At 66.3% G+C, this 11,600-nt stretch carries 12 protein-coding genes; 9 read left to right on the forward strand and 3 right to left on the reverse strand.

Annotation, left to right across the window (positions count from 1 at the left end):
* Positions 1–93: 93 nt before the first annotated feature.
* Together LL962_RS14140 and rlmM are read left to right on the forward strand one after the other, a co-directional pair.
* Positions 94–654 carry a nucleoside deaminase gene (locus LL962_RS14140; RefSeq protein WP_104584769.1) on the forward strand — a complete coding sequence of 187 codons (561 nt, stop codon included), beginning with the start codon at positions 94–96 and terminating at the stop codon, positions 652–654.
* A 21-nt stretch (positions 655–675) separates the two neighbouring features.
* Entirely contained in the window at positions 676–1,719 is a 1,044-nt protein-coding gene (gene rlmM / locus LL962_RS14145) for a 23S rRNA (cytidine(2498)-2'-O)-methyltransferase RlmM (RefSeq protein WP_228317366.1), read from the forward strand.
* A 117-nt stretch (positions 1,720–1,836) separates the two neighbouring features.
* On the opposite strand, the gene LL962_RS14150 is transcribed toward rlmM, so the two are convergent.
* Complete coding sequence (locus tag LL962_RS14150) at positions 1,837–2,946, reverse strand: Gfo/Idh/MocA family protein (RefSeq protein ID WP_228317367.1); 1,110 nt, start codon at positions 2,944–2,946, stop codon at positions 1,837–1,839.
* 233 nt (positions 2,947–3,179) lie between these two features.
* Here LL962_RS14150 and LL962_RS14155 point away from each other — a divergent pair, with 233 nt between their 5' ends.
* The 7 genes from LL962_RS14155 (at position 3,180) to LL962_RS14185 (ending at position 10,055) form a co-directional block, all read left to right on the forward strand.
* The gene (locus LL962_RS14155) at positions 3,180–4,082 is read left to right on the forward strand and encodes an SMP-30/gluconolactonase/LRE family protein (RefSeq protein WP_228317368.1); all 903 of its coding nucleotides are present in this window, start codon (positions 3,180–3,182) and stop codon (positions 4,080–4,082) included.
* An 81-nt stretch (positions 4,083–4,163) separates the two neighbouring features.
* Positions 4,164–4,886: a hypothetical protein gene (locus LL962_RS14160; RefSeq protein WP_228317369.1), complete on the forward strand. Its 723-nt coding sequence runs from the start codon at positions 4,164–4,166 to the stop codon at positions 4,884–4,886.
* An 80-nt stretch (positions 4,887–4,966) separates the two neighbouring features.
* Entirely contained in the window at positions 4,967–5,374 is a 408-nt protein-coding gene (locus LL962_RS14165) for an EF-hand domain-containing protein (protein ID WP_228317370.1), read from the forward strand.
* A gap of 119 nt (positions 5,375–5,493) precedes the next feature.
* The gene (locus LL962_RS14170) at positions 5,494–5,967 is read left to right on the forward strand and encodes a MarR family winged helix-turn-helix transcriptional regulator (protein ID WP_104584777.1); all 474 of its coding nucleotides are present in this window, start codon (positions 5,494–5,496) and stop codon (positions 5,965–5,967) included.
* A gap of 32 nt (positions 5,968–5,999) precedes the next feature.
* Entirely contained in the window at positions 6,000–6,827 is an 828-nt protein-coding gene (locus LL962_RS14175) for a p-hydroxycinnamoyl CoA hydratase/lyase (RefSeq protein ID WP_104584779.1), read from the forward strand.
* 80 nt (positions 6,828–6,907) lie between these two features.
* A complete protein-coding gene (locus LL962_RS14180; protein ID WP_228317371.1) occupies positions 6,908–8,377 on the forward strand; it encodes an aldehyde dehydrogenase in 1,470 nt (489 codons plus the stop codon).
* 205 nt (positions 8,378–8,582) lie between these two features.
* Positions 8,583–10,055 (forward strand): AMP-binding protein, encoded by a 1,473-nt coding sequence (locus LL962_RS14185; RefSeq protein WP_228317372.1) that lies wholly within the window; start codon positions 8,583–8,585, stop codon positions 10,053–10,055.
* 118 nt (positions 10,056–10,173) lie between these two features.
* On the opposite strand, the gene LL962_RS14190 is transcribed toward LL962_RS14185, so the two are convergent.
* Both LL962_RS14190 and LL962_RS14195 read right to left on the reverse strand, forming a co-directional pair.
* On the reverse strand, positions 10,174–11,175 hold the full coding sequence (locus LL962_RS14190) for a LysR substrate-binding domain-containing protein (RefSeq protein ID WP_228317373.1): 1,002 nt from the start codon (positions 11,173–11,175) through the stop codon (positions 10,174–10,176).
* A 63-nt stretch (positions 11,176–11,238) separates the two neighbouring features.
* Entirely contained in the window at positions 11,239–11,598 is a 360-nt protein-coding gene (locus tag LL962_RS14195) for a protocatechuate 3,4-dioxygenase (protein WP_104584785.1), read from the reverse strand.
* Between the last annotated feature and the right edge of the window lie 2 nt (positions 11,599–11,600).

Below are 11,600 nucleotides of genomic sequence, written 5' to 3' on the forward strand. Positions count from 1 at the left end.
GCCGTGTTCTTCTCCGGCGGTGGCGCCGTTTTGCGCACCGCTCCCGGGCCGATACACTGCGCCGCTCGCCTGCTCTCTCTCGGTCGTCCAGCGATGCTCTACGCGCAAGTCCACCTCACCCTGCCCGCCTGGATCCACGACTTCGTGGATGCCAGCCGCGCCTACCCCAGCGACGACGACAAGGTGACGCTGGCGATCGCGCTGTCGCGGATGAATGTGGAAGCGCGCAGCGGCGGCCCATTCGGCGCGGTGGTATTCGGCCCTGACCACCACATCATTGCGGCGGCCGTGAATCGCGTGGTGCCGCAGACCACCTCGCTGGCGCATGCGGAAAACATGGCCTACATGCTGGCGCAGCAGCGCCTGCAGACCCCGCGCCTGAACGATGTGCTGGCACCGATCACCCTGGCCACCTCCGCGCAGCCCTGCTGCCAATGCTACGGCGCCACGGTGTGGGCCGGCATCGACCGGCTGCTGATCGGCGCGCGCGCCGAAGACGTGATGGCGTTGACCCAATTCGACGAAGGCCCGCTGCCGACGGACTGGGTAGGAGAACTGACCCGTCGTGGCATCGAGGTGGTACGCGACGTGCAACGCGAACAGGCGTGTGCGGTGTTGCGCAGCTATGGCGAGGGCGGCGGTGATCATTATTGACCGCTTGCTGCGAGCCTCGCAATGAAGGGTCTGCTCTGCTATTGCCGCCAGGGCTTCGAGCCCGAGCTGGCGGCCGAACTCAGCGCGCGCGCGGCCTTCGTCGGCATTGCCGGCTATGCGCGCACCCAGCGTAACGACGGCTATGTGTTGTTCGTCTGCGAAGACGCCGCGCAACTGGCCGCCAGACTGCAATGGCGCGAATTGATCTTTGCGCGACAGAAGCTGGTCGTCGTGGCCGAACTCAGGGGCATCGATCCCAAGGACCGCATCACGCCGATCCTGGCCGCGCTGGGCGAGCAACCGCGCTTTGGCGACCTGTGGGTGGAGCATCCGGACTCGGACGCAGGCAAACCGCTGGCAGGGCTGGCACGCAGCTTCGGTAACGCGCTGCGCCCGGCGTTGCGCAAGGCCGGACTGCTTACCGCCACACCGCAATCGCGCCTGCCGCGCCTGCATGTGTGCTTTCTCGATGGCGACCACGCGTTGCTGGCAGTGGCCGACGCCAGCGACAGCGCGCCATGGCCACTGGGGATTCCGCGGCTGAAACTGCTGCCCGAGGCGCCTTCGCGTTCTGCACTCAAGCTCGACGAAGCGCTGCTGACCCTGCTCACGCCCGAAGAACGCGAACGCCTGGTCAAGCCCGGCATGCGTGCCGCGGACCTGGGCGCGGCACCCGGCGGCTGGACCTGGGTACTGACCCGCCAGCATGTGCATGTCACCAGCGTCGACAACGGCCCGTTGCGCGAGCACGTGCTGGCCACCGGGCTGGTCGAACATCTGCGTGCCGACGGCTTCCACTGGAAACCAGCCCAGCCGCTGGACTGGATGGTCTGCGACATGGTCGAACAACCGCGTCGCGTGGCCGAACGCATGGCCACCTGGATCCGCGAAGGGTGGTGCCGCCACGCCATCTTCAATCTGAAGCTGCCGATGAAGAAGCGGTGGGACGAAACCCGCCTGTGCCTGGACCTGTTCGAAGAACAGGCCGAAAAATCGCTCACCGTCCGTGCCAAGCAGCTGTATCACGATCGGGAAGAGATCACGGTGCTGGCGATGCGGGAATGAGGCGGGCGATCGGGAGTCGGGAATCGTAAAGGCGGTTGGTCGGCTCCTTGGTTTTATGCGCTGCTGCCGCTGTGTGATGCCATGCCCGGCGGCGCTCGGCCGCCGGAACCGGCTCGCTTACAGCACGATGCGTTTGCTGCCTTCCCGCGCAGAGCGATAGATCGCATCGACGATGCGGATGTCGCGCAGGCCTTCTTCGCCAGGGACCCGCAGCGGCGTGCCGTTCATGATGGCAAGTGCGTCCTCGTCCATCTGCAGCGCCTGCTGGTGGGGCACCTTGGCATCGAACACGCGGCCATCGCTGGCCTTGCCCTTCACGCCCTGGTAGCTCTGGAACGGCGACAGCTCGTACCAGCCCCGCTCGCATTCGGCACGCAGCACATTCATGTTGGCGCCGAAGCTGGTCTTGCATTGCGCACGCACGGCGTTCGGGAACTCCAGCGTGAAGTCCATATGCTCGTCGACTTCGTCGAACAGCTCGGGACGATCGGTCCACCGCTTGGCGGTCACTGCCAATGGCTCGGCACCGACGGTGTAACGTGCCGCGTTGAGCGAATACACGCCCATGTCGTACATCGCACCGCCACCGAACTGCGAACGCAGGCGCCACGGACGGTCCGCCTTGGTGGTATCGCGGTAACCGTTGTAGCCGGCCTCCGCACGCACGCGCTGCATCGCACCGAACGGCTGTTCGCTGGCCATCGCGATCAACCGCCGCGTATTGGGTTCGTGCTGCATGCGGTAACCGATCGCCAGCGCTACCTTGTTGCGCTTGCAGGCCGCGATCATCGCCTCGCACTCGCCCGCGTGCATGGCCATCGGCTTTTCGCACCACACGTGTTTGCCGGCCGCGGCCGCGCGCAGCGTCAACGGCGCATGCAGATGGGTGGGGGTGACGACGTACACCACATCGATGTCGTCGTTATCGGCGATACGGTCGAAGTTTTCGTAAGAGTAGACATTGCGATCGGCGATGCCGTACTTGGACTGCCACTGCGCGATCTTCGACGGTGTGCCGGTGACGATACCGGCCAGTTTGCAATGCTTGGTCAGCGCCAGGCCAGGCGCCAGCTGTTCGCTGGCGTAGCTGCCAAGACCTGCAAGGGCGACGTTGAGCGGCTTGCCGGGCTTCTTCTTGGGCAACGCCCATGCAGGCGCGCCGAGCAGGATGCCCGCGCCGCCGAAAGCGGCAAGCAAGCGGCGGCGCGTCAAGGATTCCACGGACATGCAAACCTCCTTCGAGAGATGAGAACAGCGAACACCCGGCAGCGTCCGATCGCATCGCGTCGATGGCTGCACGGCATCGGTATCGACGCTCGCCGCCCAACGCCTGCATGGACGTGACGACTGGTGCCGAAACAAGACTGCCCGCGCACCTTACTTGATCGTGTGTGATCGTCGCCATGCGTGCTGCGCACGTTCTGGCACACTGCCAGCGCTTCCTGCAAGGAAATCCCACCATGCTGTGTATTGCCCGCACGCTACTGCCCCTGAGCCTGCTGTTGTCCAGTTCGCTTTGCAGTGCCACCGATACGCCGTTCGTGGCACGCGATCTGATCGGCGACGGCGTGTTCACCAGCAATGCCGAAGGCCCGGCGACCGGACCGGATGGCGCACTGTATGCGGTGAACATCGGCAAGGACGGCACCATCGCGCGCATCGTTGCGCAACCGGACGGAACCGCGGAAGCAGATGTGTTCGTGACGCTGCCAGCGGGGAGTACCGGCAACGGCATCCGCTTCCGCGATGGCGCGATGTACGTCGCCGACTACACTGGCCACAAGATCCTGCGCGTGGACATGCAGACGCGCGCCGTCAGCACGTTTGCGTCGCTGCCGGACGCGGACGGCCCCAACGATCTGGCGCTCGCACCCGACGGCACTTTTTACGCCAGCGATCCCGATTGGAAGACCAACGGTGGGCGCCTGTGGCACATCGGCCGCAGCGGCGCAGTGCGCCTGCTGGAAACCGGCATGACCACGCCCAACGGGCTGGACGTCAGCCCGGATGGCAAGCGCCTGTACGTCAACGAGAGCATGTCGCGCAAGGTGTGGGTGTACGACCTCAGCGACGATGGCGGCGTGCACAACAAACGCCTGCTGATCGCGTTTCCCGATTTCGGCATGGATGGCATGCGCTGCGACGCCGACGGCAATCTGTACATCGCCCGCTACGATGCCGGACAGATCGCGGTGGTGTCGCCGACCGGCAAACTGCTGCGCACCGTCGCGCTCAAGGGACGCAAGGCCAGCAACGTGGCATTCGGTGGCGCCGATGGCAGGCAGGTGTTCGTGACCTTGCAGGATCGCGGCGCGGTTGAAACGTTCAGCTCAGACCGCCCCGGCCGAGAAACCGGACGCTGAAACTGCTGTGCGCGTCGCATCGTTTCTCAGGCCGCGCAACGGGGTGCTGGCATCCTGCAGGTCACCCGCGGAGGACTCCCCATGCAACCGATCGAACTCAAGGACGCGGCCGCCTTCGGCAGCGAATTCCTGCGCCTGACCTTGCTGCAAGGCTTCCAGTCGCTGACCAAACGCGACCTGGAGCTGCTGATCTTCGTGCTGCTCGAACGCGATGGCGCCATTTCGCGCAACAGTTCCAATGCGGCGGTGGCGCTGCAGCTGCGTGTGACCTCTGCCAAGGTCAAGGCGTTGCGCCGCGACGGCTATGCGCGCTGGCGCGCGTTGGTCCCCGAGGAAGGCGACGCGGCGATGCAGCGCATCGTGGCCAACGTGCTGACCGAAGACAATCTACGCTCCGGGGCGAAGCACGTCAGCGAACGCAGCCGCAAGGAAGGATTTCTGGCCGTGCGCATCGAACACCCCGACGACGCGCAGCAGTTCGAGCAGGCCATTCTCGATGTAGGCGCGTTGCCGGTGTACGAACGCAACCGCGAAGTGGTCGCGGTGCGCTTCGACACCCTGCTCAAGATCGCGGAACGGTGGGGGTATCTGCAGCCCGATCCGCACGCCATCGTGCACGAATTGCGCAAGCTCACACCGACTGCCGAAGAAGTGTCCGACCTGCTGAAGAAGGACATCGCGCAACTGCGGTGGGAGGACGTGCGGCGCGCGCTCAACAGTCTGGGCGCCAAGGCCGTGGCCAGCACGGCCGAGGGCGGCCTCAAAGGTTTGCTGAAGATCGTGTTTCCGTTCATCCCGGGGTAGCGCGCGCGCGGCAGCGCGACGCTGCCGCCCCTGGGCGCCGCACGTTTATGCTTGCCGGCTGTTCACCACCAGGGGATCTGATGACCACCATCCGCGTTGCCACCCTTGCCGCCATACTGCTCGTTGCGTGCGGGCCCACCGCCGCACAGCAGTCACCGGCACCTACGCCCGCCAGCAGCGTCCCGCTGGTCGACGTCCCCGTCGCCATCCGGACCCAGCCGCTGTCCAGCGGCGAAATCACCCACCAGACCCAGCTGGAGCGCCCGCGCGGCGAATCCAGCGTGATCGTGCGATCGATCCAGCCCGACAGCGTGGTCGGCAGCCGCTACCGGATCGACTTCCAGGCCATGGACGTCGACGCGGACAGCCGCATCAGCCGTGCCGAAGCCCAGGCCAACCCTGCCCTGGCCGACGAGTTCGACGCGATCGACCTGCAGCGCACCGGGTTGCTGACCCGCGAACAGCTGGCCGGGTGGCTGATCCGCTAAGCGGCCGCCGAACACACCGCGAGCGCAACGCCGGCGCGCCGGCTTTCGATGGCACCGCCTCTTGCGGTGCGTCCGGCGGTCGGCTAGATTGTATTTAACGGATACAATCTGGATCGCCAATGACCGCTCGCTCGCCACTTGCCGCAGATCTGGGCTATCAACTGCAACTGGCCGCCCTGGCGTCCAGTCATGCCGCCCGCCAGGAACTGGCCGAACTGCGGCTCACCCCCGCGCGCGTCACCGCCTTGATCCACATCCGCGACCAGCCCGGCTGCGACCAGACCGAACTCGGCAACCGCCTGCTGGTCAACCGCGCCGCCGGCATGAAAATCGCCAACGCGCTGGCCGACCAGGGCCTGATCGAACGCCTGGCCGGCCGCGACCGGCGCAGCAAGGGGCTGTACCTCACCGCCACCGGCCAACGCACGCTGGTGGTGGCGCAAGGCTGCCTGGCGCGCGCGGTCGAGCGCACCTGCACCGGCCTGCAGCCCCACGAGCAGCAGGCACTGCTGCGTCTGCTCTGCAAATTGAACGCCAGCGCCACGCTGGAACGCACCGCCGCGCCAGACCCTGTGCTGGCCGACGACATCTGATTTCACTCACCCCGATTCGAAGGAGACACCGCTTGAACGAGCATGACGTGGTATCTGTCCGTATCGAGAACCGCATTGCCTGGGTCAAGTTCGCGCGCCCGGACAAGCGCAATGCGATGAGCCCTGCGCTCAACCGCCGCATGATGGACGTGCTGGACGAGCTGGAATTCGACGATGCCGTCGGCGTGCTGGTCCTGGGCGGCGAAGGGACGGCGTGGTCGGCCGGCATGGATCTGAAGGAATACTTCCGCGAGACCGAAGCGCAGGGGTTGCGTGGGGTACGCCGATCGCAACGCGAATCCTATGGCTGGTTCCGCCGCCTGCGCTGGTACCAGAAGCCGACCATCGCGATGGTCAACGGCTGGTGCTTCGGCGGCGGCTTCGGCCCGTTGTTCGCTTGCGACCTGGCGATCGCCGCCGATGAAGCGCAGTTCGGCCTGTCGGAGATCAACTGGGGCATCCTGCCCGGCGGCGGCGTGACCAAGGTGGCCGTGGAACTGCTGTCCATGCGCGATGCCATGTGGATGACGCTGACCGGCGAGATGGTGGACGGCAAGAAGGCGGCCGAGTGGCGCCTGGTCAACGAAAGCGTCCCGCTGGAGCGCCTGGAAGCACGCACCCGCGAAGTGGCCGAGCTGCTGCTGCGCAAGAACCCGGTTGCGCTCAAGTACGCCAAGGATGCGGTGCGTCGCGTCGGCACCATGACCTATGACGAAGCCGAAGACTACCTGGTCCGCATGCAGGAAGCGGCCAATTCCTTCGACAACAACGCCCGCAAGGAAGGCATCCGGCAGTTCATCGACGAGAAGAGCTACAAGCCCGGCCTGGGCGAGTACGACCTGACCAAGCACCGCGCCTGAGCGAGTCTGTGGTGCCCGAGTGCTGCGTGCACCCACGCAGCACCGGCGCCGCCAGTGGTTTTCTGCACCGAGGAGGGAGTATGGAAGCCTTATCCGCAACGCTGCGCGGCATCGCTGCGCGTGGCCCCCTGCAGCTGTACATCGACGGGCAGTGGCGTGCCAGCAGCGGCGATCGGCAGATGGATGTGATCGCACCGCATACCGAAGAACGCCTGCTGCGCTACGTCGAACCATCGCACGCCGATGCCGAGGCCGCGGTGGCGGCCGCCCGCGCCGCCTTCGACAGCGGCCCATGGCCGCAGCTGTCGCCGCCCGAGCGTAGCGCCGTGCTCAAGCGCGTGGCGCAACAGCTGCAGGCGCGCATGCCCGAACTGGCCGAAGCCTGGACCGGCCAGGTCGGCGCCACCATCGGCTTCAGCCAACGCGCCTCGCTGCAGGCGCCCGGCCTGTTCGACTATTACGCCGACTTGATCGCCGGCTATGCGTTCGTTGAGCCGCGCGCGCGCTCCAACGGGGGCCACGTGCATGTGGTCCAGGAACCGGTGGGCGTGGTTGCGGCGATCACGCCATGGAACGCGCCGCTGGTGCTGCTCTGCTACAAGGTTGCCGCGGCGCTGGCCGCCGGCTGCACGGTGGTGGCCAAGCCATCGCCGGAGACGCCGATCGATGCCTACATCCTGGCCGAGTGCATCAGTGCCGCCGGCGTTCCGGACGGCGTCTTCAACCTGCTGCCGGCAGGCCGCGAGATCGGCGAACAGTTGATCCGTCACCCACAGGTGGACAAGGTCAGCTTCACCGGCTCGACCCAGGCCGGACGGCAGATCGGGATCGCCTGCGCCGAGCGCATGGCGCGGGTAGGACTGGAACTGGGCGGAAAGTCCGCGGCGATCGTGCTCGATGACGCGGACATTGCCAAGGTTTTGCCCAGCCTGGTGCCCTACTCCATGCCGATTGCAGGCCAGGTCTGCTTCTCGCTCACCCGTGTACTGGTACCGGCACGGCGACGCGACGACGTTTTGCAGGCTTATTGCGCCGCACTGGGCGCGGTCAAACTCGGCGACCCCTTCGCTGCCGACACCGGCATGGGTCCCTTGGCGCTGGAGCGACAGCTCGAGCGCGTGCAGTCCTATATCGCCCGCGGCAGCGCCGAGGGCGCGCGGCTGGTCATGGGGGGCGGCCGACCGGCCGCGCTGCCGCGTGGTTTCTTCGTCGAACCCACCGTGTTCGCCGAAGTCACTGCGGACATGACCATCGCACGCGAAGAGATCTTCGGCCCGGTGGTGAGTTTCATCGACTACCACGACGAGGCCGATCTGATCGCCAAAGCCAACGCCACCGACTACGGCCTGCATGGCACCGTCTACGGCGAAGATGCCGAGCGTGCGTATCGCATCGCGCGCAGGGTGCGCAGCGGCAGCCACGCGATCAACGGCATGTGCGTCGATTACCAGATGCCCTTCGGCGGATTCAAACAGTCCGGTATCGGTCGCGAAGGCGGCATCGAAGGGCTGCAGGCTTTTCTGGAGACCCGGACCCTCTATCTCAGTTGACGCGCAGCGCCCGTAAGAGCGTGCTGCCGCATTCCAGGGCCGCACGCGATGTGCGGCCCACGCAGACGCCTGTTTCGCATCCTGGCCGCTTGCAGCCCAGTCAGCGCGGATGCGCGTCCCTGCACTGCGTGCGCGTGCCGCCTCTCGCCATTGCGCCCATTGCAGCCTCCCCTCCCTCTCAGTCCCGCATTCGGAAGACAGCGCCATGTACCCGCCGATCGACTCGATTGCCTTGCACGCCCGCCTCGCCCCGCACCGGCTCGCCGCCCGCGACCTGGTATTGAATCAGCAATGGACCTACGCCGAGCTCGACGAGCTGGTCGGCCGGCTCGCCGCCCTGCTGCAGGCGCGCGGCTGTGTCGACGGCGAGCGCCTGGCGGTGCTGGCGCGCAACTCGGTCTGGCAGGTGGCGCTGCATTTCGCCTGCGGCCGGGTCGGCGCCATCTATGTGCCGCTCAACTGGCGGCTCAGCGCCACCGAACTGGACACCCTGCTGCAACGTGCCGAGCCGCGCCTGGTCCTTGGCGACGAGGTCGCGGCCGGGCGTGCGCACGTCGATGCACTGGCGCACTTCGTCCAGGACGCCAGCGCGCTTGCCGCAGCCGACCTTCCCGCCATTCCACCCGAACGCATCAGCCTGATCCTGTTCACCTCCGGCACCTCCGGTCAGCCCAAGGGGGTGATGCTGAACGAACGCAACCTGCAGCAGACAGCGCAGAACTTCGGCGTACTCACCCAGGTGGACGCGCGCAGCAGCTTCCTGTGCGAAGCACCGATGTTTCACATCATCGGCCTGGTCACCAATGTGCGTCCGGTACTGGCCGTGGGCGGCTCGATCCAGGTGTCCAACGGGTTCGAACCGGCACGCACGCTGAACTGGCTATGCGATCGGGCGCAGGCGATCACCCATTACGTGGGCGTCCCGCAGATGATGCAGGCCTTCCGCCAGCAGCCCGGCTTCGACCCTGCGGGCTTGCGCCACCTCACCGCCCTGGTCAGCGGGGGTGCGCCGCATGCCGTCGAGGACCTGCTCGGCTGGCTGCAGGACGGCATTCCCATGGTCTGTGGCTACGGCATGAGCGAAGCGGGTACGGTGTTCGGCATGTCGGTGGACTGCGCCGTGATTCGCGCCAAGCTGGGCGCGGCAGGCGTCTCCACGCCAGCGGTGCAGACCCGCGTGGTGGACGCCCAGGGTCGGGACTGTCCGCCGGAGGTGCCTGGCGAATTGCTGCTGCGTGGCCCCAATCTCAGCCCAGGGTATTGGCGCGACCCGCAGGCCAGTGCTGAGGCCCTGGACCCACAAGGATGGTTCCGTACCGGCGACATCGTCAGGCGCGACGCCGACGGCTTCTTCTGGGTGGTCGACCGCAAGAAGGACATGTTCATTTCCGGCGGCGAGAACGTCTACCCCGCCGAGATCGAAGCGGTGCTGGCCGATCATCCGCAGATTCGCGAATGCGCGGTGGTCGGCATCGCCGACCCGCAATGGGGTGAGGTGGGATACCTGGCCATCGTGCCGGCCGAGCCGGCGCTGGATCTGGACCAGCTCCGCGATTACCTGATCGCGCGGCTCGCCAAGTACAAGGTGCCCAAGCATCTGCGCGTGGTCGAGGCATTGCCGCGCACCGCCACCGGCAAGTTGCAGAAAGCACGGCTGAAGCAGGCGTTGACCGAGTAGATCGCATCCTTGCGTGTCCGGCCACACTGCCAAACGCACGTGCAGCCGTGCGTGGGCCCATCGCATGCCCGGGCAACGGCACAGCGGCCGTGCACGCCGCCTGGGCAGTAAGGGTCGCCTACGCCGACGCGTCCAGCAGCAGGTCGTCTTCGCCCACCTGCCGATCCACCCACACCGCGCCCTGCTCGGCCATCAGTGCCAGCTGGTGTTCGAGTTCGCGCATCAGTAGCCGCACACCGGGCTTGTGGATGGCGCTGCCGTCGCGGTAGATGACGCCACCGGCACGCGCCTGCGCCGGCTGCTGCAGCTGAAAGGCGCGCAGCTCGCCACGAGCGATGTCGCCGGACACCATCATGCTCGGCATCACCGCGATGCTGTCGGTACCGAGCAGGATCTCGCGGGTGAAACTGGCCGAACTGGAACGCAGATGATCGCGCGTGGCCAGCCCGTGTTCGCGCATCACCTGCGCCACATCGCGCTCCACGTGCTGGCTCAAGGTCGGCAACACCTGTCGGTAGGCCGCAGCGTCGGCGATGCTCACCGGGCCGTTCGAGAACAGCGGATGGTCGCTGCGTGCCACCAAGGCAATCGGATCCTGGTACAGCACCTTGCGAATCAGCGCATCGTAACGGGCCAATGGATACAACCTGCCAACCACCAGATCGATCTCGTTGCCGGCCAGCTTGGGCAGCAGTTCGTCGGTGCGACCGTGCAACAGGCGCACGCGCAGCGTCGGCTCGGCACGGTACAAGGCGGCCAATACCGCCGGCAGCAAGCCGCTGGCCGCGACCGGCAATGCGCCGACAGTGATGGTCAGCGCATCGTCCTGCAGCAGGCCTTCAAAGGTGTCCTGCGCACGCCGTAGCTGTCCCAACACCACGTGCGCGGTCTGCACTAGGACTTCGCCCATGGCATTGGGACGCACGCCGCGCGAATGGCGCTCGAACAACGGTGCGCCGACGATTTCTTCGATTTCCTGCAGCGCGCGCGTGAGCGCGGGCTGGGTCACGTTCAGCACGCGCGAGGCGCGCAGCAGGCTTTTCTGTCGGTCCAGCGCCTCGATGACTCGTAGATGCCGGACCTTGATGCGGTGTTCGAAGAACACGGAGGACATGGTCATGGAAGGTGGGCCTTGCGTTGGAAAGTGGGATGCAGTGATGCGGCCAAGGCCGCGGGGTGAGGCTCAGCGCGCCTCGGGAACCCGCCGCGTCTGCATGAAATCTTCGAAGGATTCACCGCGCATGATCGCGTAGACCTGCAGATTGGTCATCCTCACGACGCGGGCGAATTTTTCGATGACGAAGAAATTGGCGCCGTATTGGACCAGACCGAGCCAGTCGCGTGCACGGATCAGCGCCTTTTCGTGCTCGCTCAGCTCCGCTTCCTGCATCAGCACCTCCGCGTCCTGCAGGAAGCGATCGCGCCACGGCGCGCGGATCATATGCCAGAAGAAGCGGTTGAGGCGCAGTGCTCGGTTGCTGGTGCGCAGGTCGAACAGGTAGGTTCCTGCGATCTTGTCCATGCCTTGTACTTGCGGATTCATCG

The sequence above is a fragment of the Xanthomonas sp. NCPPB 1067 genome (assembly GCF_020783795.1).
Taxonomy (GTDB): domain Bacteria; phylum Pseudomonadota; class Gammaproteobacteria; order Xanthomonadales; family Xanthomonadaceae; genus Xanthomonas; species Xanthomonas melonis.